This window comes from Peribacillus sp. Aquil_B1, from assembly GCF_022603275.1.
Taxonomy (GTDB): domain Bacteria; phylum Bacillota; class Bacilli; order Bacillales; family DSM-1321; genus Peribacillus.
Genome location: NZ_JAKXEE010000001.1, coordinates 1,025,530 through 1,051,584, shown reverse-complemented (window position 1 = coordinate 1,051,584; position 26,055 = coordinate 1,025,530). Strand labels below are relative to the sequence as shown.

Annotated in this window: 29 protein-coding genes; 10 read left to right on the top strand and 19 right to left on the bottom strand. The window is 41.1% G+C overall.

The features are described from left to right. Positions 1–138: 138 nt before the first annotated feature. Positions 139–288 carry a 50S ribosomal protein L33 gene (gene rpmG, locus MPH60_RS05215; RefSeq protein ID WP_028391797.1) on the bottom strand — a complete coding sequence of 50 codons (150 nt, stop codon included), beginning with the start codon at positions 286–288 and terminating at the stop codon, positions 139–141. A gap of 118 nt (positions 289–406) precedes the next feature. Next, positions 407–1,015 (bottom strand): hypothetical protein, encoded by a 609-nt coding sequence (locus MPH60_RS05210; protein ID WP_241589806.1) that lies wholly within the window; start codon positions 1,013–1,015, stop codon positions 407–409. A gap of 424 nt (positions 1,016–1,439) precedes the next feature. On the opposite strand from MPH60_RS05210, the gene MPH60_RS05205 reads away from it, so the two are divergent. Next, positions 1,440–1,820, top strand: a complete 381-nt coding sequence (locus MPH60_RS05205) for a hypothetical protein (protein ID WP_241589807.1) — start codon at positions 1,440–1,442, stop codon at positions 1,818–1,820. Positions 1,821–1,822: 2 nt separating this feature from the next. Then, entirely contained in the window at positions 1,823–2,275 is a 453-nt protein-coding gene (locus MPH60_RS05200; RefSeq protein ID WP_241589808.1) for a hypothetical protein, read from the top strand. A 69-nt stretch (positions 2,276–2,344) separates the two neighbouring features. Here the strand turns inward: MPH60_RS05200 and phoU are convergent, their stop codons facing one another. The 9 genes from phoU to MPH60_RS05155 all read right to left on the bottom strand — a co-directional run bounded on the left by phoU (position 2,345) and on the right by MPH60_RS05155 (position 12,471). Beyond that, a complete protein-coding gene (gene phoU, locus MPH60_RS05195; protein ID WP_241589809.1) occupies positions 2,345–2,998 on the bottom strand; it encodes a phosphate signaling complex protein PhoU in 654 nt (217 codons plus the stop codon). A 20-nt stretch (positions 2,999–3,018) separates the two neighbouring features. Further along, the gene (gene pstB, locus MPH60_RS05190; protein WP_405390713.1) at positions 3,019–3,840 is read right to left on the bottom strand and encodes a phosphate ABC transporter ATP-binding protein PstB; all 822 of its coding nucleotides are present in this window, start codon (positions 3,838–3,840) and stop codon (positions 3,019–3,021) included. 21 nt (positions 3,841–3,861) lie between these two features. Next, positions 3,862–4,740, bottom strand: coding sequence for a phosphate ABC transporter permease PstA (pstA, locus tag MPH60_RS05185; protein ID WP_241589811.1), 879 nt, complete (start codon positions 4,738–4,740; stop codon positions 3,862–3,864). 3 nt (positions 4,741–4,743) lie between these two features. Then, positions 4,744–5,643 (bottom strand): phosphate ABC transporter permease subunit PstC, encoded by a 900-nt coding sequence (gene pstC, locus MPH60_RS05180; protein ID WP_241589929.1) that lies wholly within the window; start codon positions 5,641–5,643, stop codon positions 4,744–4,746. Between the two features lie 138 nt (positions 5,644–5,781). After that, positions 5,782–6,744: a PstS family phosphate ABC transporter substrate-binding protein gene (locus tag MPH60_RS05175; protein ID WP_241589812.1), complete on the bottom strand. Its 963-nt coding sequence runs from the start codon at positions 6,742–6,744 to the stop codon at positions 5,782–5,784. Positions 6,745–6,951: 207 nt separating this feature from the next. Further along, positions 6,952–9,120, bottom strand: coding sequence for a peptidoglycan D,D-transpeptidase FtsI family protein (locus MPH60_RS05170; RefSeq protein ID WP_241589813.1), 2,169 nt, complete (start codon positions 9,118–9,120; stop codon positions 6,952–6,954). A 194-nt stretch (positions 9,121–9,314) separates the two neighbouring features. Then, the gene (locus MPH60_RS05165) at positions 9,315–10,535 is read right to left on the bottom strand and encodes an MFS transporter (RefSeq protein WP_241589814.1); all 1,221 of its coding nucleotides are present in this window, start codon (positions 10,533–10,535) and stop codon (positions 9,315–9,317) included. 699 nt (positions 10,536–11,234) lie between these two features. After that, on the bottom strand, positions 11,235–11,843 hold the full coding sequence (gene sodA, locus MPH60_RS05160) for a superoxide dismutase SodA (protein ID WP_034308436.1): 609 nt from the start codon (positions 11,841–11,843) through the stop codon (positions 11,235–11,237). A gap of 142 nt (positions 11,844–11,985) precedes the next feature. Then, the gene (locus MPH60_RS05155) at positions 11,986–12,471 is read right to left on the bottom strand and encodes a DUF456 domain-containing protein (protein ID WP_241589815.1); all 486 of its coding nucleotides are present in this window, start codon (positions 12,469–12,471) and stop codon (positions 11,986–11,988) included. 162 nt (positions 12,472–12,633) lie between these two features. On the opposite strand from MPH60_RS05155, the gene MPH60_RS05150 reads away from it, so the two are divergent. From MPH60_RS05150 to ispG, 4 genes are all read left to right on the top strand, one after another. Beyond that, the gene (locus tag MPH60_RS05150; protein WP_241589816.1) at positions 12,634–13,401 is read left to right on the top strand and encodes a DUF1189 domain-containing protein; all 768 of its coding nucleotides are present in this window, start codon (positions 12,634–12,636) and stop codon (positions 13,399–13,401) included. 347 nt (positions 13,402–13,748) lie between these two features. Beyond that, complete coding sequence (locus tag MPH60_RS05145; RefSeq protein ID WP_336275661.1) at positions 13,749–13,892, top strand: anti-repressor SinI family protein; 144 nt, start codon at positions 13,749–13,751, stop codon at positions 13,890–13,892. Positions 13,893–14,006: 114 nt separating this feature from the next. Continuing rightward, on the top strand, positions 14,007–14,339 hold the full coding sequence (locus tag MPH60_RS05140) for a hypothetical protein (RefSeq protein ID WP_241589817.1): 333 nt from the start codon (positions 14,007–14,009) through the stop codon (positions 14,337–14,339). Positions 14,340–14,553: 214 nt separating this feature from the next. Beyond that, positions 14,554–15,663, top strand: a complete 1,110-nt coding sequence (ispG, locus tag MPH60_RS05135) for a flavodoxin-dependent (E)-4-hydroxy-3-methylbut-2-enyl-diphosphate synthase (RefSeq protein ID WP_241589931.1) — start codon at positions 14,554–14,556, stop codon at positions 15,661–15,663. A gap of 91 nt (positions 15,664–15,754) precedes the next feature. Here ispG and MPH60_RS05130 read toward each other — a convergent pair whose 3' ends face one another. Beyond that, the gene (locus MPH60_RS05130; protein ID WP_241589818.1) at positions 15,755–16,225 is read right to left on the bottom strand and encodes a DUF308 domain-containing protein; all 471 of its coding nucleotides are present in this window, start codon (positions 16,223–16,225) and stop codon (positions 15,755–15,757) included. A gap of 168 nt (positions 16,226–16,393) precedes the next feature. Between MPH60_RS05130 and MPH60_RS05125 the strand changes: the two genes are divergently transcribed. Continuing rightward, the gene (locus MPH60_RS05125; RefSeq protein WP_241589819.1) at positions 16,394–16,978 is read left to right on the top strand and encodes a 5' nucleotidase, NT5C type; all 585 of its coding nucleotides are present in this window, start codon (positions 16,394–16,396) and stop codon (positions 16,976–16,978) included. A gap of 36 nt (positions 16,979–17,014) precedes the next feature. Here the strand turns inward: MPH60_RS05125 and MPH60_RS05120 are convergent, their stop codons facing one another. From MPH60_RS05120 to MPH60_RS05110, 3 genes are read right to left on the bottom strand one after another with little or no spacing between them, the layout of a single operon-like run. Then, entirely contained in the window at positions 17,015–17,440 is a 426-nt protein-coding gene (locus MPH60_RS05120) for a Fur family transcriptional regulator (protein WP_241589820.1), read from the bottom strand. A 15-nt stretch (positions 17,441–17,455) separates the two neighbouring features. Further along, positions 17,456–18,289 carry a metal ABC transporter permease gene (locus MPH60_RS05115; RefSeq protein ID WP_241589821.1) on the bottom strand — a complete coding sequence of 278 codons (834 nt, stop codon included), beginning with the start codon at positions 18,287–18,289 and terminating at the stop codon, positions 17,456–17,458. Between the two features lie 21 nt (positions 18,290–18,310). Further along, on the bottom strand, positions 18,311–19,075 hold the full coding sequence (locus MPH60_RS05110; RefSeq protein WP_241589822.1) for a metal ABC transporter ATP-binding protein: 765 nt from the start codon (positions 19,073–19,075) through the stop codon (positions 18,311–18,313). Between the two features lie 214 nt (positions 19,076–19,289). Between MPH60_RS05110 and MPH60_RS05105 the strand changes: the two genes are divergently transcribed. Then, complete coding sequence (locus tag MPH60_RS05105) at positions 19,290–19,550, top strand: DUF2624 family protein (RefSeq protein WP_076365270.1); 261 nt, start codon at positions 19,290–19,292, stop codon at positions 19,548–19,550. Positions 19,551–19,646: 96 nt separating this feature from the next. Here MPH60_RS05105 and MPH60_RS05100 read toward each other — a convergent pair whose 3' ends face one another. Continuing rightward, positions 19,647–20,543 (bottom strand): deoxyribonuclease IV, encoded by an 897-nt coding sequence (locus MPH60_RS05100; protein ID WP_241589823.1) that lies wholly within the window; start codon positions 20,541–20,543, stop codon positions 19,647–19,649. Positions 20,544–20,555: 12 nt separating this feature from the next. After that, positions 20,556–21,869, bottom strand: a complete 1,314-nt coding sequence (locus MPH60_RS05095) for a DEAD/DEAH box helicase (RefSeq protein ID WP_098369785.1) — start codon at positions 21,867–21,869, stop codon at positions 20,556–20,558. 401 nt (positions 21,870–22,270) lie between these two features. Here MPH60_RS05095 and MPH60_RS05090 point away from each other — a divergent pair, with 401 nt between their 5' ends. Next, positions 22,271–22,957, top strand: a complete 687-nt coding sequence (locus MPH60_RS05090) for a YqfQ family protein (protein WP_241589824.1) — start codon at positions 22,271–22,273, stop codon at positions 22,955–22,957. Positions 22,958–23,061: 104 nt separating this feature from the next. Continuing rightward, entirely contained in the window at positions 23,062–24,006 is a 945-nt protein-coding gene (locus tag MPH60_RS05085; protein WP_048685698.1) for a 4-hydroxy-3-methylbut-2-enyl diphosphate reductase, read from the top strand. Between the two features lie 51 nt (positions 24,007–24,057). Here the strand turns inward: MPH60_RS05085 and MPH60_RS05080 are convergent, their stop codons facing one another. Beyond that, complete coding sequence (locus MPH60_RS05080) at positions 24,058–25,176, bottom strand: Nif3-like dinuclear metal center hexameric protein (protein WP_241589825.1); 1,119 nt, start codon at positions 25,174–25,176, stop codon at positions 24,058–24,060. Then, positions 25,173–25,880 (bottom strand): tRNA (adenine(22)-N(1))-methyltransferase, encoded by a 708-nt coding sequence (locus MPH60_RS05075; protein ID WP_241589826.1) that lies wholly within the window; start codon positions 25,878–25,880, stop codon positions 25,173–25,175. Before MPH60_RS05075 ends, MPH60_RS05080 begins: the two co-directional genes overlap by 4 nt. Positions 25,881–26,055 lie beyond the last annotated feature (175 nt).

Here is a 26,055-nt window from a genome sequence, read left to right as displayed (position 1 = left end):
GTCTACTTCTATCATTATCTCATAATATTTGTTCAATTACGAAAATACGGTGTCGGAAATCGCCGAATCATTAAAGGAAAGAGAGGAAGTAGGGTTTAAAAAAATACAAAAAAAAAACAACAGGAAAAATCCTGTTGCTTACTTTGTTTCACGGTGAGTCGTGCTGCGTTTTTCTCTTGAGCAGTATTTTTTAAGCTCAAGACGGTCTGGATTGTTACGTTTATTTTTTTTAGAAATATAGTTACGGTCTCCACATTCAGTGCAAGCTAATGTAATATTTACGCGCATTGTGTATTTCCCTCCAAACATATTGACTTTTTCACATAGGACTTTTCTATAATAGCATTATTCGATGCGAATTGCTAGTATGTTTTTTGGGAAATCCAACTTTAACTTTTTTGAATTCTTAATTGTTTACGTTTTGCATCGTCAGGAGGAGCTGATTATTTATGACTTTCGCTTCCTCTTTCGTTTCCGCATGAATGACCCAGGCAACAGCTTCCACACATTCCTTCGGCAAGATTTCAGTCTCTAGCGTAAACACGCTGGTAACTTCCCCTTTGGCGAGCGGTGAATAAGCCAAGAGCCCCTCTTTCAATGATTTGAAGCATCCCTCTTGATAAAGGCTACCCTTACCTTGGATGCAATATTGAGAAATGCTTTTTCCTTTCACCAATCCACCCAATAAGGCAATCGATTGAGGGGCTACATGTAAAATCGCCCGTTCATTCGGGCTGTAAAAAGCCACCGCCTCTCTTTCGAAAGCGTTTTCATAGTGAAAAAACACTTTTGGGCGCTTAGTCTCGAATGAGGTATTTCTAATCGTGAACTTCGAAAATGTCACCTGCCCTTGGGTATATGTTTGTGAAAGCGTCCGGATCTCTCCATTAGGATGACTCATCATATCTTCCTCAGGATACCAATCAAAACTCTCATCCATCCATAACCCAGCTTTTAATCCCTTACGAAATATATCCGGGTTATCCTGCGGCATATACGCGAATAGCGAATTCATATTATCATCCCTTCCCTTCTTTATCCTTATATAGCTTATCGTTAGGCGCTGACAGTGAGATTATCCACTTTAGAAACTGCACACCATTTTCTTATAGGTTTATTGATTTTTAACTATTCAAAATATTTTGTTTTTTCGATTTATTCTATCTTTATGTTAGCACTGAATTGGCTGATGGACAATAAACACATTTTGTCGAATTTTATGTATGTTATCTCTTAAAGGTTTTTTTGCCATTTTAATTCCTGATTTTTTTTATTCAACGACGGCCATAAAGCTTTTCGACAATATTTGAAAAAAAATAGACAATAAATGAAGTTTACTGCCCACTTCGGAAAATATAAAAATATGAAAATCTCCATTTTTTTAAAAATATGTGTAAAATATAAATATATTGTCGAAAATTAGCTTCTGAGGTGAAAACATGGAAACACTTATCATCCTTCTTTTTTCATTAGCGATCGTCCTTCTCGTCATTTCCTTTTTCGGTAAAGATAAAGTTGCCAAATTAGAGGAAGATTTGGAGCAGTTGACACTAACGTATATGCAGGATATCTACCAATTAAAGAAGAAGGTGAAGATTCTTGAAGAGGAATTCGTTATCCAGGACGAACCTGTTCCCCCTGTAAAGGTTAAATCAACTGTCATATCCAATGATAGCGAACCCATTCATGAAATTCTAAAAAGCCAGGTTCTATCTTTATATAGTCAAGGTCTTTCTTTGGACCAGATCGCCAGACAATCCTCGTTAACGAAGGAACAAACCATTGCAGTGATCGAGCAGCAAAGATTGCGGGGCGAATGAGAATGAACAAAGCGAGACTGCAAGGTCTTTCCGCCGGTATCATTATTACAACAACACTCTTTGCTGGCTTTTATTATGGCACCGGATTAATCGAAGGCACCACTCCCACTGCGGATGAAGCTGAGGAATTGCTCGTGAAGAAAGGATACGTCGTGACACATCCTATGGAGGAAGCTAAAAAGACCGTCCAACCAAAGGATCCGGATATGGATTCAATGGAGAAAGGGACTTCAAAAAAAATCCCCTCCATCGTCACCTATACAATTAAAGTGAAAACGAATATGACCACAACCGAAATTTCCGATAGCCTTGCCAATGAAAAAATCATCGATGATGCTGCTGAATTTGAAGCTTACATGAATGACCATGATTTCTCAAAAAAAATACAAATCGGTGAGTTTGTTGTTACGAATAATATGACATATAGACAATTGGCCAATACTTTGACCCATTAATGAATAAGAGAGACTTTTAAATGGACGATGTCCGAGAAAAAGCCTCTCTTTATTTCAATTAGGATGGGTTCATTCATTCCTGCTGATATATCTCCCTCTTACCAGGAAGTAAATATTCTCTGCGATATTCGTTGTATGGTCCGCTGTTCTTTCCAAATATCGAGCAATTAAGGAAAGCTGTGTAACCTGCTGAAGGTTTTTTTCATCTGAAAGGCGAAGGAGACTTCTAATCATATCTCCATAATAGCGATCAACCTCGTCATCCATTTCAATGATTTCTCTTGAAAGAACAACATCTTCCTTCTCAAAAGCTTCTATTGAAAGTTGAATCATCTTTAATGTAATATCATGCATCTGCTTTAATGGTGTTAAAGGCAGAATAAATGGCTGGTCACCGATCCGGATGGCTGATTTAGCGATATTCACACCAAAGTCCGCCATCCTTTCAATATCAGAGGCGATTTTTATGGCAGCAATGATACGCCTTAAATCAATCGCAACCGGCTGCTGCTTAGCAATCAGTAAAATCGCAAAGTCATTAATTTCCTCTTCCAGTAAATCAGCGATTGTATCATCATCAATAACCTCAAGAGCATCATCCACATTATTGCTTTCCAGTGCGGCATATGATTTTGATATCGCACTTGACGCTAAATTAGCCAACTTTACGATTTTCTCCTGTAACTCTTTCAATTGAAGCTCGAAATTTTCACGAACGATCATTATCGCATCTCCCTTTCTCTTTAACCGAAGCGTCCGGTAATGTAATCTTCTGTTCTTTTATCATTCGGATTAGAGAAGATGGTGTTTGTATCAGAATATTCGATGACTTCCCCATTTAAGAAGAAGGCTGTTCTATCAGAGATACGTGCTGCCTGCTGCATGTTATGGGTAACGATGATGATGCTGAAATCCTTTTTCAGTTCTTGGACCAATTCTTCTATTTTTAAAGTGGATATCGGATCAAGGGCAGAAGTCGGTTCATCCATTAAAATGACATCAGGTTCAATTGCCAAACATCTGGCAATACAAAGGCGCTGTTGCTGTCCACCTGAAAGTCCATAAGCATTTTCATGCAGTCGGTCTTTGACTTCATCCCAAATGGCGGCCCCTTTTAAACTCTTTTCAACGATCTCATCAAGAATTTTTTTATTTTTAATTCCATGGATTTTTGGTCCGTATATAACATTTTCATAAATTGATTTAGGAAAAGGATTAGGCTTTTGGAAAACCATTCCCACCTGTGTCCTTAAATCTTCCACCTTATAGGACTGATCGAGGATATTCCTGTTCCTATATTTAATCTGACCTGTCGTTTTAACATCCGGGACTAGCTCTATCATTCGGTTCAATGTTTTGATGTAGGTGGATTTCCCACATCCTGAAGGCCCAATGATGGCGGTCACTTCATTTTGGTGCATATCCAGATTAATATTTTTCAAAGCATGGTTTTCTCCATACCATAAATTGAGATTGGATGTTTCATACACTTTTTCCTTCAAGGCAGCTGATCCGACATTTTCGATTCCGATTGCCGGTGACTCTTTTTCTCTCGTTAAGGTCATATTCATGCTTCCTTCCTCCTATCAGTATCTTTTCTGGAATTTATTCCGAATTATAACCGCTATTGAATTCATGAATATTAACAGGATGAGTAAAACGATGATTCCCGCGGCAGCAACCTGCTGGAATTCCTCCTGCGGACGAGATGTCCAATTATAGATTTGCATCGGCAGCACTGTGAATGTATCCATGACCGTTTGAGGTAAAAAGGCGATGAACATTGGGATGCCAACCACCACCAATGGAGCCGTTTCACCGATTGCACGTGATAAAGCAAGTATCCCCCCAGTTAAAATACCAGGTATCGCAGCAGGCAGGACCACTTTCAATATTGTTTGCCACTTTGTTGCACCCATTCCAAACGAAGCTTCCCTTAAATCACGAGGTACGGCACGTATGGCCTCTTGGGCAGCTACTATGATGACAGGAAGAACAAGTAGGCTCATCGTCAAGCCTGCTGCCAATATGGACCGGTCCAAGGCTAAAGCACGAACGAAAACCGTTAAGCCCAAAAGTCCAAATACTATTGACGGGACACCTGCCAGATTGGAAATATTCACTTTGATAAAAGTGGTGATCCAATTCTTCCGGGCATATTCCTCTAAATAAATGGCCGTTCCCACACCAAGCAGCAAGGAAACCGGGGCCACCACTACCATCAACCAAATTGAACCGATCAACGCTGCCTTTATACCAGCCTCTTCAGGTTTCCTGGAAGCGAAATTCTGGAAGAAATCCCCATTCAGACTGCCAATTCCTTGAGTGAATATCCGATAAAATAAGATGGCCAATACGAGAAGGCCAACCAATGTTGCCAAGAAGAATAATCCTTTACAAATCGTGTTAACAGCCAGCCTAGCAGGCATTTTTTTTGCAACATGACTTTTGTTTATCAGTTTCATGTCTTAATATTCCTCCCTGAACTTGCGAGAGATGAACTGCGCCAGTAAATTCATGATAAGCGTAAAGACGAACAGTGTCATTCCAACCGCATAAATGCTGTAGTAAATCGTTGTCCCATACCCTGCATCCCCCGAACTGACCTGAACGATATAAGCTGTCATCGTTTGAATCGATGAAGTGACATCCATGCTCATATTTGGGGTCGAACCGCCGGCAACACTCACAATCATGGTTTCGCCGATCGCTCTCGATAGAGCAAGAACGATGGATGCCACAATTCCTGAAACGGCTGCTGGCAATACCACTTTAATTGTCGTTTCGAGTTTCGTTGCTCCTAAGGCATACGCACCTTCGCGAATCGACTTCGGTACTGACACAAGGGCATCTTCCGACAAAGAGGCTATCATCGGCATGATCATGATTCCTACAACGATCCCAGGACTTAGAGCATTGAACATGTCAAGGGAAGGAAATAAATCCCTTAAAACCGGTGTTACAAAAGTTAAGGCAAAGAAGCCGTAAACGATAGTAGGAATTCCAGCTAAAACTTCTAAAATCGGCTTGATGATTCTGCGTGTTTTCTCTGATGCATATTCACTCAAGAAAATGGCTGTTGCAAGCCCTACTGGAACTGCAACCACCGCTGCTATGACTGTTATCTTCAACGTTCCCACTATAAGCGGCATAATCCCATAGGACGGTGTAGATGCAAATGGCAGCCATTTAGCTTCTGTAAAAAATTCGACGATAGATACTTTGTCAAAAAAGATAAATGTTTCAAATATAAGCGTCAGGATGATCCCGATTGTAGTAAAAACGGAAATTGCCGCCGTAAGGAACAAAAGCTTAGGGATGACTTTTTCCATATTCATTTTTTTCTTACTTTTCTTTTCCAGGATCATTTGCTGTACAGAATAGGTTTCTGTTTTTCTAAGTTCCAACTTGCATCCTCCATTTCAGACACACAATATTTGGATTTACAAGCTGTTACCCCCGCCTTAATCGTGTCAAGGCGGGATTTCAGTAGCCTGTAATATCGTTTATTTTTCCAATTCTTTTAATTTATCTAGATCTTTCTGGTACTCTTCTTCCGGCAAGCTGATATAACCCACTTCTTCAGCAAGCTCTCCTGCATTCTCAATGACGAATTGAGTATAATCAGCAACTTGTTCTTTTTCAGCTACCGACTTATTAGCTACATATGTGTAAAGTGGACGTGATAATGGTGCATACTCCCCACTTTTAATCGTTTCATGTGTTGGCTCTACAGCACCTTTTCCGTTGTCGATGGAAATGATTTTTAACTTATCTTTATTTTCAGAGTAGTAGGCATAACCGAAGAAACCAATCGCATTTTTATCACCTTCTACACCTTGTACAAGGACATTATCATCTTCTGAAAGCGTAGCATTTTCCACCATCGGTTTTTCTTCAAGGATCACTTCATTGAAATAATCATATGTGCCTGAATCTGTTCCCGGAGAGTAGAATTTAATTTCTTCCTTCGGCCATTCAGGACGTATATCAGACCATTTCTTCACCTTACCATTATCAACCCACAGTTTTTGAAGTTCTTCAACTGTTAGTGAATCGATGAATTCATTATCTTTATTGGCGACGATTGAAATACCGTCAAATGCCAGTTTCAACTCTGTATATTTAACTCCCTTTTCATCAAGTAAGGCAGTTTCTTCTTCTTTTACCGGGCGGGATGCATTGGCTAGGTCCGTATCACCAGCGATGAATTTCTTGAATCCCCCACCTGTTCCTGACGATCCCACTGAAACCTTCACATCAGGCTGTGTAGCCATATATTCTTCTGCAACTGCCTCCATGATCGGAAAGACCGTTGATGAACCATCCGTAATTACTTCTCCCTGCAGTTGGCCAGATCCTTTTCCTTCACTGCTGCTTGTCTTAGTGTCATCGGATCCACAACCCGCCGCTACTGCAATTACTCCACCCATCATTACAGTCATTGCCATACCTTTGAAACGTCTCATTTTGTAAATCCCCCTAAGAATTTTATATGAATATTTTGTCCTACTCTCACATCATACTTTTAGACTGTAAACTCCGTTTGAAGCAAATGTAAATATTCAGTAAATAATTGTGTGCTAATTGTAAAGACGAAAGAACTTTACTGATCTAGGTCTTAAAATGCAAAAAAACACGTTTCCGGTTTTACCCAAAAACGTGTTTTTAACCTTTTATTCATTTTCCTGGCTTTTTCTAACTTCAGCCTGGTCCTTTTGAACGTCTTTACCATTCTCCACTTTCAAATCAGTCGAGGTTTCGGTATTTTCCTTCTTAGCCCGTTCTTTTTTCAGTTCGAAATAAGTATCCATGATTTCTTCACCTATTTCTTTGCTCATGCTGTGGCCCGTATGTCCTTGATATGCCCACGGGACAACGACCGCAAAAGCGACCTCAGGATTTTTGGCTGGGGCATAGCCGACCAACGTGATATTCATCGTATCTTGAGGTTCACTATAATCCGCTCGGTTCGGACCATCATAGAACGCTTGCGCCGTTCCGGTTTTAGCTGCCACTGTATACGATTTATTCCCAAAATAGGTATAAGCCGTTCCGCCTTGTTCCATCGAAACTTTCTCGAAACCGCTCTGCACACGTTCAATCCATTCTTCCTTCATCTCAAGACGATTAAGGACAGTCGGTGAAACGTCTTCGGCAACAGGTCCCAATTCCTCATTATTATCAACCGGATCGCGGATTTCCTTAACCATATGCGGCTTCATGCGGTTACCGCCATTCGCAATCGCTGAAACATATTGCACGAGCTGCATTGGTGTGTACGTATCATACTGTCCGATGGCAAGGTCAAGCAGCTTACCTGGAGATGTTTCGGAACCTTTGAATCCGCTCATTTCATTAGGAAGATCAATTCCCGTGCGGACACCCAAGCCAAACTGGGCAAATGAATTACGCATGGTTGAAAACGCGCTTGAACTAATATTCAAAGGTTCATTCGGCACATAATGCGCACCTGCAATATTAATTGCCGTTCTGAACATATAAACGTTCGAAGATACTTTTAGGGCAGTCAAATCATTAATGTTCCCGAAGTTACTATATGATCCTTTTTCCTTTGTACCCTTAATCTTCAGCTTCGTATCATAAAAGTATGTACCTGGCTGAATGGCTCCTTGCTGATAACCGGTCAAAACAGTTGCGCCTTTTACTGAGGAGCCCATTGTATAGGAAGTCGTAATATTCCCTAATGCAAAGTCCTCTATGGAAGATTTCCCTGTTTTTGAATCCTTCTCATATTTCTTACCCGCCATCGTTAAAATTTCCCCTGTATTAGGATCCATCATGACGACAAAAGCCCTATCCAAGAATTTGGTGTTACCCATTTTTTTCTTGGCAATCAATTGCTTTTCAATGATTTCCTCAGTTGCAAGCTGTAAATCCATATCAACTGTCAATATAAGATCTTTTCCTCGTGAACCTTCATTAATCACTTCGGAATCGACAACATTTCCTGATTTATCGGTCACATTCCTTACTTTCGCTTTCTGCCCTTGGAGGATATCTTCATATTCCGCCTCGATATAACTTTTACCTACACGGTCATTCCGGCTGTAATCACGTGCGAGATAGTAGTCCAGGCTTTCACTAGGCAACCCTTCTTCAGAAGAGGAAACTTTGCCCAATACAGATTTAAGTGTTTTATTATATGTATAAAAACGATCCCAATCTGTAGATACATCGACCCCTGGGAGTGAATCAAGGTTTTCACTCACCTTGGCGAATTCTTCTTTTGTTACTTTCTTGTTTTTCACAATTTGCGGGGTAAGGGCATATCCGCTTGCAAATTCCCTATAGATGGCAAGGACTTCCAGATCTTTTTCCGAAAGCTTTGTTTCTTCTTCAGTAATCCGATCAAGCTGAAGCTTATACAAATCACTTTCTTCCATCTCGCCCTCTTCCACTTTTTTCCGCTCTTTATCGGTAATCTTTTTCTCGGCCAGCTTTGGATTCTTCAAAATCCAAAAATCCTTTTTATCGCGTTCAGTCACTTTGTCTGTTTCCTTTTCGATCAACTTCGCGAGTTTCTCAGCCGTTTCCACCATTTCTGTTTGTTTCGTACCTTGCTTTCGTGTATATGTAATTGCATCCAGTGGTTGGTTATCGACCATCAGTTTTAAATTACGGTCATACATTTTCCCACGGGGCACCGAATTATTCACGGTCACTTCCTCTGTTCTTTCAATCTCACGCCGGTAATCATCACCATAAACAATCTGTACAACACCCAAGCGTAAAATTAAAGCGGAAAACAAAACAAACACTAAAAAGAAAAGAATATTCAATCTGAAAGGCACATGCGTCTTTTTCTTTTTCTTTTTATTCACACTAAGCCACACATCCTTTTTACATAGTCATAATAGATCCTATACTATTCTATAGAACATTTATATTTTTTTCTACCTTAGTGTTCTAGAAATATTAAACATCTAACGAACTTTACATAAAAAGTGACTTACGGCTCATAAATCCTACAACCGTAGGTCCTGTAATTGGAAAAGAGGCCTCTAAGGCCTCTTTTTCAATCTTGGTCAATGATATCGATTTTCCGTACAAACCAATATATCACGGTATGCCCTGCCCCGACGATCAACAGATAAATCGGCAGTAATTGCTTTAGGTCGAATAACATGACGGAAAGTATGAACCCTGATATCGATACAATCCTTCCAATATGAACGAACAATTCCCGGACAACGATATATTCAATCCTCATTTCAGCTGCTTTCCAAGCCCGGCCAATAATATCATAGGTCAGTGATATATAAGGGACCAAGAGAATAGGATAAGCGGTTGCGACAATTGCCCCATAAATGAGAAGCTTCCCGAATGTGATATCAAATGCAATCAATAAGACCCCTGCATACAACAGGATTCCTCCAATAAGGATCGCCTTTTTGCGCATCGGCTGTTTTATATATCGTGAAGCAAAAAAATACGCAACGAATGATATGGCAGAATTTAATAGACCATAGCTTCCTAAGGCAAGTTCACTATCCGTTTGAATGAAAACGGTAATCGAAATGATGAACATGAAGGTGCCCTCTCGTATCCCTTGAAAAAAGTGAGCACGAGTGATCAAGAGCCAATTCCGATTATTTTTCCGTTCCTGCAATATCCGAAAGAAGCAGTACCTGCCATGAGCCGGACGTCTTTTTAGCGAAAAGCTAAGAAAAACCGCAACGGAAAACAATAGCAAAGACAATCCGAATACAATGGAATATCCCGTGAATTTTTCAAGCCTCGAAATGATGAACCCTGAAAGAATCGGACCGACCATTCCCCCAAGGGATGACAAAATCCCTAAAAAACCATTGAAGAAATCCCTTGTTTCTGGTTCAGTTATCTCAAAAGTCAACACATTATAGGCAAGCCAATAAAACCCATAACCGATTCCTAACAGTCCACCAAGCAACCAAAGAAAATCCGTTGCCCGTGTACCGACCAATAGGACTGATAAATAAAATAGGGCCAAAAAGATAACACCTAGACGCAAAACAATGATTCGATCCACTTTTTTCGCCAGCCTGCCGGCAAAGACAAAGGTAAGCGGTTGAAAAAGCACCACGGTTAGATTATATACGGCAATATCCACAATTTGACCGGATTGTTTCCACAAGTACACATTAACGAATGTATTGGATAAAGCAATACTTAGGCTGTACAGCCCTCCAATAAACAAAAGGAGGTGCAGATCCTTCTTTCCCCCCGCTTCACCCAACCATCTCTCTAAAATACCCATTGTTTTAACTCTCCTTTAAATTCCACTCTAGTGTTTGAAAAAACAAAAGAATTTATGTAAAAAAAGGTAAAGAAAACTCTTCGACTGGCGAAGACAGAGAAGTAGTTGCCCTTACACTGTTTTCCTTTTGAATTTGAAAAAGAACAGTGTAAAGAAAACTCTTTGATTGGCGAGCCAGGATGGCGAAGGAAGAAAAGCAGTTGCCCCTATACTGTTTTCCTTTTGAATTTGATAAAGAACAGTGTAAAGAAAACTCTTCGATTGACGAGCCAGGATGGCGAAGGCAGAAAAGTAGTTGCCCTTACACTGTTTTCCTTTTGAATTTGAAAAAGAACAGTGTAAAGAAAACTCTTTGATTGGCGATGACGAAGGGGATGTTCATGAATTTGGAGTGTTTACTCGTGAGTTTTGAGCTTTTAGTCGTGATTTTCCAGCTTTTACTCATAAGATTTAGGATTTCACTTGTGAGTTTCGAGATTTCACTCAGGAATTGGAGTGTTTACTCGTAAATTTTTGCGTTACTCGTGAATTCGATGCTTTTACTCGTGAATTTCGGACTTTTACTCGTGAGTTTTGAGCTTTTACTCGTGAATTTGAAGAGTTTACTCGTGAATTTGTGCGTTGTTCCGTTCGGATTAAAGAAACAAAAAAGACAGGATTCCTTTTCACAAAAGGAATCCTGTCTTTTTTAATTACAAATTATTTTGCAGCGCTGTAACGTTTTGCAACTTCATCCCAGTTTACAACATTCCAGAAAGAATTGATGTATTCAGGACGACGGTTTTGGTAGTTTAGGTAGTAAGCATGTTCCCAAACGTCCAATCCAAGAAGCGGTGTTTTACCTTCTGATAATGGATTGTCTTGGTTTGGTGTGCTCGTTACTTCCAACTCACCATTGTTGACTGCAAGCCAAGCCCAGCCAGATCCAAAACGAGTAGTAGCCGCTTTAGCGAACTCTTCTTTAAAGCTGTCAAAGCTTCCGAATTTTGAAGTGATAGCATCCGCTAATTCACCAGTCGGTTGTCCGCCGCCGTTAGGTGAAAGGATTTCCCAGAATAAAGTGTGGTTAGCATGTCCGCCACCATTGTTACGTACAGCTGTACGAACAGCTTCAGGTACTGCGTCAAGGTTAGCGACAATTTCTTCAACGCTTTTGCTTAGAAGTTCTTGGTTACCTTCTAGGGCATTGTTCAGGTTTGTCACATATGTGTTGTGATGTTTAGTGTGGTGAATGTTCATTGTTTCTTTGTCGATGTGTGGTTCTAATGCATCATATGCATACGGTAATTGTGGAAGTTCAAAAGCCATAATAAAATTCCTCCCTATGTAAGCTGTTTTTTTGAGGGCTTCAGTTCTCGAAAGATCCTAAAGCTCGCTAGAAATAGAGTATCAAATTTTTGTAACCGTTTCAAACCTTATGCCTCATTTTTTCATTTTTCGATTATATTTCCTATGAGAATACCACGAATAGAAAATATCCAATCATAAGAAGTTGGATGATGCCTTTGGTAATGACACTGCTTATAAAGCCTACAACGGAACCAAGGCCGATTTTCGAAGCAGTAACCGGGTCTTTTTTATGTACTAGGATTTCTGCCAGGAATGCCCCGATGAATGGTCCTATTAATATTCCGAGGAACGGAATTACGAATGGCCCGACCAGAAGACCGATCGTACTGCCCCAAATTCCCGCTTTCGTCCCTCCATACTTTTTGACCCCGACCATGTTCGCAATATAATCAGCTGCGAATAAAAGGATGACGAATAAAATTTGGACCGTCCAGAAAAACCAGCCAAATGGTTCAAAAGAATAAAAAAATCCATAGAGCAATATTCCGGCGAAAATGAATAATACACTTGGGATGATTGGAAAAATCAGACCGACAAACCCCATTATGAACATGAGGGCAATTATTATCCAAAATAGTGTATCCATTACTAAACGCCCCTTTCTCATTCGATATATATTTTGACTTTATCTCTCCATAATTACCTCATTACTGATGGTTGAAACCAATGAAGCAGAATACAGGTTGTTTTATTTTTCCCATATAGTTAAAATTGGTTAGGAATCTTATATAGTTAGGTGCTGAAAACATTGAACATATTCAAACAACTATGGGTAAGCTTGTATTCTCCTAAAGATATCGCTTCCTTTAAAAATCAAGGTATCGGGAAAACGATTTTATTCGTTTTCTTTATAAGTCTCATCGCCTTTCTCCCATCAGCTTTTTATTTCGGGACAATGGTAGTTGACGGGATAGATGCCATGCACGAAACAGTATCCGAAGACTTACCGGCATTTGAAATCAAAAATGGCACGTTAACAACTGAACAAGATGAGCCATTTAGCCTGAATAAAAACGGATATCAAATTTTTGTAGATGGCACGGGAGCCTTGACCCCGGAAGAAGTAGCCGCAAAAGCTGATGAAGCTGTCGCGCTTTTAAAGTCTGATCTGGTTTTCGTATCCGGAGGCAACGTTCAATCCTCTCCTTATTCCGTTCTGGAGGGAGATAATCGGGAAATATCCACTTGGCTTGATTCAGTTGAATCTGTGCTGCCTATCATCCTTCCATTGCTTCTACTTATATTATACCTGTTTACCGCTAGCGGAATCTTCATTAAAGTGACTATCCTTGCCGCTTTCGGTCTATTTTTCAAAAATGCTCTTGGCCGTCCTCTTTCCTATAGACATCTATGGAGAATCGGTGCTTACAGCATAACGCTTGCCACCGTATTTTTCACCATCATGGATGCTTTTCAAGCAATGGTACCGTTCGCTTCCATCATTAGCTGGTTTGTGACATTGATGATGTTATATTTATCCATTAAAGAAACATCAGTCAATAAGATCGGAAATTGACATTAACAAGATTGGACTCAGACTGTAGGCAAACTTGATGCGAATCGAGTTTGCCTACAGTCTTTTTTTGCTTTGTAAAATTAGAACGTTGATTGAAACCAGGGCGGTCTTTGCGCCTGCGGGGTCTCCTCTCGCACACCTGTTCAATCACCTTGTTTAAAATTTAGATAGAACCCCATTTGTCTACTGGGATTCGACCACCTGGCCCGGTTTTGCTTAAGCATAAAATCGGGTAATCCATGCCTTTGCAGCATATGACTACAGTCATCATTTTTTTATATCTACTTAATTCGACAAAATACTCACTAAGTTATTCCTATACTTATGGTTGAAATAGTATTTAAGAGGTGATAGACGTGAAGGAGAGTCATATTGATGTACAGTGGTTATTACTCATAATGGAGGCAAAAAAGAGTGGTCTGACCCCAAAGGAAATTCGCTCCTTTCTTAACACTCATTCAAATAATAATGATGTTACTCAATTGAAATAGAAAAATTTGAATGGCCACTCTCACATTTCATTTAAAAAATCGCCCATTTTTAGGCATATTTTTTGCCCCCTCCAAGTATAGATGAAGTAAAGACAAGCTTGGGAGGATGGAAAATTGAAACGGCTACTGCTTTTTATCTCATTCTGTTTCACTTTATTTATTATTTATTTTGATTTGACTACAGGTACCCTGCCGGCTTCCCATCCACCGGCCTCAACAGGCGAACAGGCAGTCCCGGCCAGCCAGCCTGCATCCGCACCATCTGCTGCTTATAAAGAAATTACCATGAAACCGGGTGATACTTTACTTTCAATCGTCGAAACGGAAAAAGGCGGATCCAATCAGCCAATCGAAACGATCATCACTGACTTTCAAAGTTTGAATGAAGGATTGAAGCCCGAGGATATGCAGATTGGCAAAACATATAAGATTCCCGTTTACAAATAACCCCCAAAATAGGAATCTGCCCCTTCACAAGAACCATCAAGGGGATTTCCCAGCACTTATTTTATCCAAAATCAGGAAATTACTCATGATGAAAAAAACATTATGCGTCCTATTTCCTTGTCAAGCGGTATGTACATTGATACAATATTTCTGAGAAACAAATTAAAAATCAAAACTGATTTTTTCCTAAAGGAGAGAATTCCACTTGAGTGAAATCATACATCGCACCAAGACGCGGCCAATTAAAGTCGGAAACTTAACGATTGGCGGCAATAATGAAGTTATTGTACAAAGCATGACAACGACAAAAACACATGATGTTGAAGCAACGGTTGCAGAGATCCTTCGCCTTGAAGAAGCTGGATGTCAAATCGTACGTGTCGCCTGCCCGGATGAAAGGGCAGCTGATGCAATCTCTGAGATAAAAAAACGGATAAACATCCCTCTTGTAGTCGATATTCATTTCGATTATAAACTTGCTCTGAAGGCAATCGAGGGCGGAGCTGATAAAATCAGGATAAATCCTGGTAACATCGGTCGCCGTGAAAAGGTTGAAGCAGTGGTGAAAGCTGCGAAGGCTAAAGGAATACCAATTCGCATCGGGGTCAATGCTGGTTCTCTAGAGAAGAAGATCATCGAGAAATATGGCTTCCCGACTGCTGATGGAATGGTAGAAAGTGCTTTACACCATATCAAGATCCTGGAAGATCTAGATTTTCATGACATTATCGTTTCCATGAAGGCTTCCGATGTGAATTTAGCCATCGAGGCATATGAAAAAGCTTCAAAAGCATTCGATTATCCCCTACATCTTGGGATCACGGAATCAGGTACACTGTTTTCAGGAACCGTAAAAAGCGCTGCCGGACTAGGTGCCATCCTAAGTCAGGGCATCGGAAGCACGATGCGTGTTTCCTTAAGTGCCGATCCCGTCGAAGAGGTGAAGGTGGCAAGGGAGCTTCTAAAAGTATTTGGCCTTGCTTCGAACATGGCCACTTTAATTTCCTGTCCTACTTGCGGTCGAATCGAGATTGATTTGATTTCCATCGCCAATGAGGTTGAAGAGTACATCCAGACGGTTAAAGCGCCAATCAAGGTATCAGTGCTTGGTTGTGCGGTAAACGGCCCTGGGGAAGCCCGTGAGGCTGATATCGGCATTGCCGGGGCACGTGGTGAAGGTTTACTATTTAGAAAAGGTCAAATTGTTCGTAAAGTGCCTGAAGAAACGATGGTCGAGGAACTTAAAAAGGAAATTGACAAAATCGCGGAAGAGTACTATGAAAAACAAAGAGCCGAAGCTGCTGCAGCTTTACTAAATAAATAAAACAAAAAAAATCCCGAATTTTCATTATCGGGATTTTTTGTTTTAATCCATTTGAAAACCCTTTGATGCATTTTCAAAGGGTTTAATGATGTTAAAAGAACGGCAGGATGAATATGCCAACGATGATGGAGATTGCACCAATGACGATGGCCCAAGTACCCAAGTTCGATCCCCGGCTTCTAGCCACTATCCCTACAATGATACCCACAATCCCTAAAAGGAAAGGCATCATGAATAAAGATAATATGGAGATGATCAAAGCTATGACACCAATCGCTTTCCCTCTTGATGCCACATCCCCAGAACCATTATCCTCTGCAGGCCCATCATTTTTATATGACCTGATTCGCTGAGGCGGTGTTGAAATTTCGGCAGACGTTTCTTCCTGATACCGGTTATCCATATTGGTTATGGTCCCACGACTTTCATATCGTCTGTCATCTTCAGGTGTATCTTCATTATAATACCGCTCATGATGCTGATCATCCACAACGGTTGGTTCACTGCCGTCTTTCGCCAATTGCATTTCATCGTCAATACTGGAGTATTGATCTTTTTCCATTCGTGCATCCCTCACTTTCATTTGTGAAGCATTTATAGTGTATGTAAAAAACGCGGAACCCATCGTGAAAATGGTTTCATGTCTTGGAAATAAATACGGGTTTTTACCAAAGCTATGATGGGATATGTTACACTATTACAAGTATTGAAAATGAGGGAGAGATTCATCATGAAAAAACGTTTTGGCATCGATATAGACGGGACTGTTACAAGACCTGATTCCATGGTCCCCTTTTTAAATAAAGCTTTTCAGCTAAATTTAGCTTATGAAGATATTACCGAATATGACTTATTCCCCTTCGTGAATGTTCCAAAAGAGGATTTCACTAAATGGTTCATTGAGAGCGAGCCACTCATCTATTCCGAATCATTATTGGCTGAAGGTGCGAAAGATGTATTGGAAAAATGGACAGAACAAGCCAACCTTTATTTCATCAGTGCCAGAAGCAATCGTTTAATGGATGTAACCAAAAATTGGTTCACGTCTAATGAAGTCCTATATGATCATATTGAGCTTGTAGGCTCACACGATAAAGTGGCTGCAGCCAAAAAATTCGAAGTCGATCTCTTTTTAGAGGACAAGCACGATAATGCAGTGGCGATTTCGGAAGAGTGTAAAATACCCGTGATTTTATTTAATACTCCTTACAACCAAGATCCCGTGCCTGAAAGGGTGATTCGGGTCAACAATTGGCAAGAAGCCTCTGCCTGGGTGAATATTTGGATGGCAGGGCAACCGGCAACCATAAAATGAAACAAGAAAAAACCATTGACTGGAGGTCAATGGTTTTTATGCTTCCAAAGATACGCTGCATGCGGGACAGCGTCCGTAAATTTCAAATTTATGCCCCGAAACATCGTAGTCCTTCAAACTTTCCTGAAGTTCCTGCATCGGGCACACTTCGATTTCCTTCGTTTTTCCACAATTCAAACAGATAAAGTGGTGATGATGGGAGGAATGACCGCATGTAAAACGAAAACGCTTTTCCCCTTCCAACTCGGTCGCTTCAAAGATGCCCAGTTCGACAAATAAGGAAAGATTTCTGTAAATCGTATCGAAGCTTAAACCTGGATAATCCTGTTTCATATTTTCCAATACATCTTTGGCCGTTAAATATTTATCACTGGAAGAGAAAAGCTGAAGCATTTCTTCCCTCTTTCCTGTATGCTTAAAACCTTTATCTTTTAATAATTGCATGGCAGTAGTTACGTTCATAATACATCACCCCATCTATCGATTTTTCCACTTATCAAACAAAATTGACAAGATGAGAATTAGTACAGCTATTACTACAATGGTCCCGCCAGGAGCGAGGTCAAGATTGTATGATAAGAATAATCCGCCTATGACGGAAACTTCACCGAATAATACCGAATAACCGATCATCTGCTTAAAACCCTTCGCAAAGCGGAGACTGGCAGCTACCGGGAGGGTCATGAGCGAAGAAACAAGTAATATGCCAATGATTTTCATGGAAGCGGCAATGACCAATGCGACCATGACGATAAAAATAAAATGAATCGCCTTATAAGGTATTCCAGACGCTTTCGCATGCTCTTCATCAAAAGATAACAGAAATAATTCTTTATACAACAGGGTGAGCATCAAGGCTACGACTATCCCCACTGCCAAAATGACATACAAGTCCGCCCGACTGACGGCACTGACACTTCCAAATAAATAACCGTATAAATCGGTATTGAAACCATCTGCAATGGATATGAAAATGACACTAAGACCCATGCCGCCTGACATTATGATCGGGATTGCAAGCTCTTGATAATGCTTGTACACCCCTCTTAATTTTTCAATGAATAATGAACCACCTACAGAAAATGCCATTCCTATATAAAGCGGATTCAATCCTGCTAAAGATAGAAAGCTCTTCTGCAGCAATAAACTACACGCTATTCCAGCAAGCGCCACATGACTGAGCGCATCGGAAATCATCGACATCCGCCTTACCACGACAAAAACGCCCACTAATGGCGCGATCGCTCCGATGATGATCCCGGTCAAGAAAGCGTTCTGCAAAAATTCAAATTGCAATATCCCCGATATCATTGGGCTATCCTCCAAAACATATTAATGATCATGATTTAAAAATTGGACTCCATGTCCATAAATGGACGAGAGCTCACCTTCATCCAACTCATTATATTCACAAGCATCCCCGTGAAAATGAAGCTTTTTATTTAAACAGGCGACATGTGTGACTTTATCGGTCACAGTACCAACATCATGGGTTACTAAAATCAAGGTTATTCCTAATTTTTTATTCAACATCTCAAGCATTTCATAAAATTGGTGGACGTTTTTTGAATCAACGCCAACCGTGGGCTCATCCAATATCATCAATTCCGGCTCGCTGACCAGTGAACGGGCAATGAACACCCTCTGCTGCTGGCCTCCGGACAATTCCCCGATATTTCGGCTCTGATATTCAAGCATATCCACGGATTCCAGAGCCTTCTTCACCTTTTGCTTATCCTCTTTGCCTGCAAACTTAAACAAGCCGATTTTTTTGGTCAACCCGCTCTGAACTACTTCAAAAACTGTGGCAGGAAACCCAGAGTTGAAGGAGTTCGCCTTTTGGGATACGAAACCGACCTTTTGCCAATCTTTAAAGCGTCGTATGTCATCCCCGAATATTTCAATCTTTCCTTTTTGGAGCTTGAACAGACCAAGCAGCAACTTCAAAAGCGTTGACTTACCGGATCCATTCGGCCCAACGATTGCTAAGAAGGCCCCTCTAGGGATTTCAAGCGAAACATGTTCCAGCACTAGATCTTTTGTATATTTGTAAGATATATCTTCAAATTTAACTATGGGGTTTACTACATTATCCAAAGAGATCACCTATTTTTTAAGAATCATTACGATTAACAATCGTTAGTATAAATCAAAGAAGGCCAGATGTAAAGAATCCGGTCCTCTGAACACGTATCGGCACGCCCTGAACCACAAAAAAATGTTAGCCGAACCAAACTTACCTTAATCAAACAAAGTTTCATGTTCACATACGTCTTCCTTCTTCATATGTTTTAACAAAGGAGGAGATGTTTTGAAATTATTTGAAATGATGGTTAATCATAAAATCAACAATATACGCCCCGATGAACTGCTTTCACTTGCTAAACAGCATAAGGTTGCACTTACTCAAAAACAAGCACAGGATATCACTGCACTTCTAGCAGGTAAAAATATTAACATTTTTGATATACGTCAAAGACAGAACGTGCTTGGTCAAATTACAAAAGTTGCCGGAGCAAGCACAGCCAGGGAAATTGAATCCCTCTTCAACAACCTTACTTCCACTTTTTAAAGATTTTAATCCAGCTGCAGTCTTTATTTGTGCATACTTAATCCAATTGCAAATGAAAGGACGATTCATCTTTTTCGATGAATCGTCCTATTATGATTATTGTTGAGATCTGATCTTATCCAATAGATCTTCATCAAATTGATTATTCTTGAACATATCAATTTCAAATTTATATGGTGCCTTTTTGTCTTTTTTGTCTTCCCCTACATAAGGTGTTTCCAGGATTTTCGGAACACTGCTCAATTGCGGATGGTGGACAATAGCATTCAACGCCTTAAAACCAATATGACCAAATCCAATGTTTTCATGGCGGTCCTTGCGCGTGCCGCGTTCGTTTTTGCTATCGTTTATGTGAAGGACCTTGATGCGGTCAACACCGACCAATTTATCAAATTCATTCAGTACGCCATCAAAATCCTCGATGATATTATATCCGGCATCGTGAGTATGACAAGTATCGAAGCAAACCGATAATTTTTCATTATGGGTTACACCATCAATGATCATCGCCAGCTCCTCGAAAGACCTGCCGCATTCAGAACCTTTACCCGCCATCGTTTCAAGGGCAATCTGAACTTTATCGTCTGCAGTCAGCACTTCATTCAAACCTTCGATGATTCTCTTGATTCCCAGTTCACTGCCTGCACCAACATGCGCACCTGGATGAAGTACGATTTGCCTTGCTCCAATCGCTTCGGTCCGATCGATTTCGCTGCGTAAAAAGTTGACTCCAAGCTCATATGTGGCTGGATTCGTGGTATTTCCTATATTAATGATATACGGAGCATGGACTACGATATCGCTGATTCCATTCTCCTCCATATGCAGTCTTCCGGCTTCGATATTTAAATCCTCGATTTTTTTACGTCTCGTGTTTTGAGGGGCTCCTGTATAGATCATGAATGTGTTGGAGCCATACGAAGCCGCTTCTTGACTCGCAGCAAGAAGCATACCTTTCCCGCTCATTGAAACATGCGATCCAATCTTCAGCATCTGATTTCTCCCCTATTTCTTTCTCTGTATACGACGTTCACGTTTTTTAAAGTTTTCCACATCACGTTGAATTTTCTTCTTGTATCCTGGCTTGACTTTAGTCGGCTTCTTGACGTGCCTGCTCGCTTTAACATCGATATCAGATTTTTGTTTTTTACGGTTTTTCCGTTTATTACGTTCGTCGATATCAACCCAATCACCATTTTGGATATCGGCATCACGGAACTGAATGCCCATTTTTTCAAGACGGTTCAATGAATCTTCATCAGAAGTATCGTAAATGGTAGTGGCAATGCCTGAATATCCGGCACGAGCCGTCCTACCCGTCCTATGGATATAAAAATCCAAATCTGAAGGCAATTCATAGTTAATGATATGACTTACACCTTCAATATCGATTCCACGGGAAGCCAGATCTGTCGCAACGATGAATTGATACTCCAAATCATTGATTTGCTTCATCATTTTTTTACGCTCACGAGGCGTTAAATCCCCATGAATACGACCGACATTCAATCCTTTTTCGCTCAAGGAATTAGCCACATGATCCGCCATTTTCTTTGTGTTCGTGAAAACAATCGCCAAATATGGATTATAACGAACGATGATATCGTGAAGTAACTGCTCTTTGTTACGGTGACGAAGCGGTATAAGAACATGTTCAATTTTCGAAGCGGTCGCCTGCTTGGGATTCACTTGAACATACTTTGGATTCTCCATATATTTATTCAAAAACGGCTTCAATTTTTCTGGAATGGTTGCCGAAAAGACAAGCATTTGAATTTTTTCAGCCATACGTGATGCAAATAAATCGACATCTTCAATGAAGCCCATGTCAAGCATAAGGTCCGCTTCATCGACTACAAGCATTTTTGCTGTATACACCTGTAATGCCTGAGCTTCAACCAAGTCCTTGATCCGGCCCGGCGTACCGATTACCAATTGCGGCTGTGTCTTCAATTTATCTATCATTCGCTGTTTATCCGTACCACCGATGAAACAACGGACTTGAATCTGCTCATCCTCAGGGAAATGGTCAGCAATTTTCAAAGCTTCTTTGTAGATTTGGTTCGCTAACTCACGGGTTGGTGCGGAAATAATCGCTTGAACTTCATTCTTACCGGCATCAAGCCTGTTCATGATCGGCAGCAAATAGGAATGTGTCTTTCCTGTTCCTGTCTGCGACTGTCCAATTAAGCTACTTCCCTTTAAAAGCGACGGAAGCACGCGCTCTTGAATTTCCGTCGGCTTATCGAACCCTAAAGTACGAACCGCATCTAGAATGTAGCTTTTCAAATTAAATCGTTCAAATTGATTTTGTTTCATCAAAAAACTCCTTTATCCTGTCAGTCATTAGACATGTCCTGTTATTATAATAAATTTTACACAAAAAGCGCAAGCGCCTGGGTTGCTCGTGAAGAAAATAGGGATTGTCCCATAATGGTCAGGCCCTCTACTTTTTTCCCTGTGGCCCATTTACTTAAGTCAAAAAAGCGCAAGCGCTGAGGTTAGTTCTCTTAAAATGGACTCTTGCAAACGAAAAGCCCCTGTCCTGGTCATAGCGTATCCCCCGCAGACATGGAGCTAAAAGACTACCGTTACCATCTTACCTTCTTTCCGGTTACTTCACAACTGCCCAGTCACTCTTTCCTCAAACCTTTTTAGTCGAGTTGCATAATTTATATAGAAGATTACATCAGCATATAATATCTGAGGAGGTGAAACCAATGTTCCCAAATAGAAATCGTCAACCCGGACCCGGTTTTCAGCCACCCAATGGCCGAAGGATGCAGCAGCACCCTGCACCATTCAGACAGTCACCGCAAATCCCCCACCCTTATCAGCAGATGCAGCGGCCGATGGTACAAAACAGACGGCAAGTGCCACAGGGACCTCAAGGTTTCCGCGGCCCTTTCAACCAGCCGCAGCGGCAGGAGATGCGGCCAGCAAAGAAAGAAGGGTTATTGTCAAAAATACTAGGTAAGTCGAAACAAAAAGGAGCTTCGCCAAATTTATTTGCGCCAGCCGCTTCCTCTAACCAAAGTTCTTCAAGAAGCAGCGGAGGCGGTATCTTAGAAACATTAAAAAACCCCGAGTCCCTTAATAACATGCTTTCCAACACGCAAAAAGTGTTACAAGCGGCGGAACAATTCACGCCTATGGTGGAACAGTACGGACCCGTGATTAAAAACCTGCCTTCCATGTGGAAGGTTTTCCGGAGCATTTCATCAGCCGGTGATAACGAGGATGAAGGAGCTTCCGTTGAAAGCGAGCCAAATGTTGAGGTACAAAAAAACATTGAGGTAAAAACGGATTCGAAGAAAAGAGAAGAAGCCATTGAAGCTAACCCCATCGCCCAAGTCCGTACCGAAACCAAAAGGGAAAGATCATCCGGTCCGAAGCTTTATATATAAAGGCCGCAAAATGTAAATATGATGTTTTGTAATATCATCTATGGTCTTATATAATAGAAAGGTATAAAAAGTGAGAGTTTCTTGCCTTGAAGGAGGACACATAGATGAAAGTAATTAAAATTTCCCCGCGCGGCTATTGTTATGGCGTTGTCGATGCCATGGTCATCGCCCGTAATGCGGCTTTAGATAAAACCTTGCCACGTCCCATTTACATTTTAGGAATGATTGTTCATAACAAACATGTGACGGATGCATTTGAAGAAGAAGGCATCATCACGTTGGACGGCAGCAACCGCAACGATATCATCGAACAGGTGGACAGCGGAACCGTCATCTTTACTGCTCACGGCGTTTCACCTGAGATTAGGAAGATCGCCGAGAAAAAAGGTCTTGTCACGCTCGATGCTACATGTCCCGATGTTACCGCAACACATGACTTAATTCGGGAAAAACAAGCGGAAGGCTATCAAATCATTTATATTGGCAAAAAAGGCCATCCGGAACCAGAGGGTGCTGTCGGAGTTGCTCCCGATGTCGTTCACCTGGTTCAAAAGGATGAAGATGTGGAAGCCTTGACTTTGAATAGTGATAAGATCATTGTCACCAATCAAACAACGATGAGCCAATGGGATGTATTGGATATCATGGATAAGGTCAAGGAAAAGTTTCCACATGCCGAAGTCCATAAGGAAATTTGTTTAGCGACACAGGTTCGCCAAGAAGCGGTTGCCGAGCAAGCTGGCGAAGCTGATGTTTTAATCGTTGTCGGAGACCCCAAGAGTAATAATTCAAACCGCCTTGCACAAGTTTCCCAAGAGATTGCCGGCACAAGAGCTTATCGGATCGCTGACATTTCCGAGCTGAACCTTGAATGGCTAAAAGATGCAGAAACAGTTGCCGTCACTTCAGGAGCATCAACACCAACTCCGATCACGAAGGAAGTTATCGCATTTCTGGAGCAATATGAAGCAAATGATGAATCGACTTGGAATACCGAAAAGAAAACGCCATTGCATAAAATTTTACCCAAGATTAAAGTGAAGAAATGATTTCACAAAAAAAAGAAAGGCAGCCACTAATGGCTGCCTTTTTGGTAATATTTAAATGAAACGGAAAGGGTCTGTATTCAGCCTGGATGGAATGAATTCCACATCGTAGTTCTTTTCGCGGCACATTTTTTTAAGGATTCGTGCCACCCCTTTTTTCATCACCTTTTCAACATTGTGGCCTGGATCCACGATATTCAATCCAAGCATCATCGCGTCATGGGCTGTATGATAATACATGTCACCTGTAACGTATACATCAGCTCCCTTGAATTTCGCTGTCGTAAAGTATTTATTGCCATCTCCGCCCAACACGGCCACTTTTTTGATTGGGCTTTGCAAGTCACCAACGACACGCACCTTTTCAACATCAAGTGTCCGCTTCACATGTTCGGAAAATTGTTCAAGTGTCATTTCTTCAGGAAGTACACCGATCTTCCCTAAGCCAAGAGACTCCCCTTTATTCTCCAGTTTATATATATCGTGAGCAACTTCCTCATATGGGTGGGCTTTGATCATCGCAGCTAGCACTTTCTTCTCGATATTTTCCGGAAATATCGTTTCGACCCGCATTTCAGCTACTTCTTCAAGCTTTCCTTGCGAGCCAATTACCGGCTCACTGCCATCACCTGGCAAGAAGCGTCCGGTACCTTCCCCGGAAAACGAACAATTGCTGTAATTCCCGATCGCTCCGGCCCCCGCCTTACCTAAGGCTTCCCTCACCTTTTGTGCGTCGGCCTTTGGAACATATACGACCAATTTCTTTAGAGCTGTCTCGGTAGTTGGAATCAATACTTCTGTGTCCTGCAATTGCAGCGCTTCGGCAAGTAAATCATTTACTCCGCCCTTAGCCACATCCAAATTGGTATGCGCAGCATAAACAGCGATATCATGTTTGATCAGCTTTTCGATGATGCGGCCTCCAGCTGTGTTTGTGTCGATCCTTTTCAAAGGTCGGTAAATAAGCGGATGATGGGCGATGATCAATTCCGCGCCATGTTCTATCGCTTCGTCTACAACCTCTTCCAGCACATCAAGGGCAATCAGCACTTTAGTAACCGGCTTATTGAGCTGACCTACATGCAGTCCGATCGGATCTCCCTCCATTGCATAATGCTTTGGGGAGAATTGTTCAAACGTTTCAATGATTTTGAGACCATTCACTGTCTTCACCCTTTAAGCACCTCCTCAATTACGGAAATTTGGGATTTTAATTCATTGCGCTTCGTTTCCAGTCCGCTTCTTCCGCTTTCATCCAATTGTTCGATGATTCTTTCCAAATGTTTTTTCTCTAGCTGCCATTTTTTTATGAAAATGTCACTGAATTGCTCTCTTAAGTATGGACCGAATGTGAGGCCGGCTTGCTTGTTTACCCGATAAGGGCGGAGCGGGTCCCCTTTTTCAGCAATTAAGATTTCATAGATTTTCCCATCTTCCTCAAGGATTTCCTCTCCACTAAGTTCCCAGCCGTTTTCAATTAGCCAGCTGCGAACATTCGCTGCACCGACATTAGGTTGAAGGATAAGCCTTTCTGCCTTGCCGAGTTTCCCTTTTCCGCTTTCCAATATACTTGATATTAAAGTACCTCCCATGCCTGCAATCGTAATGCATGTCGCTTCATTGGGCTTCAATACTTCTAGCCCGTCTCCTTTACGGACCTCTATCTTGTCCCCAAGCCCTGTCATTGCAACTTGCTTGCGTGCTGACTGATATGGCCCTTCTACAACCTCCCCTGCTATTGCGCTGTCACACAAGCCGTTAGTCACAGCATAGCACGGCAAATAAGCATGGTCGGAACCTATATCTGCAAGGATGCTTCCTTTTGGTATATGTATGGCAACACGTTCTAATCTCATCGATAGTTTTTCATGGTTCATATTTATCAACTCTCTTAATTCAAATAATTTCTTTCTATATTTCGTTTCCCTTTCGATTATACCAAGTTCAATCGGAAAATTACAGAAAGGAGAAAAAGGACTCTTTCTATCAGTGGGCAAAAGAAACTTTCCATCTGGAATCTTCCTTTTCAGAATAAATGAAAAACTGACTCAA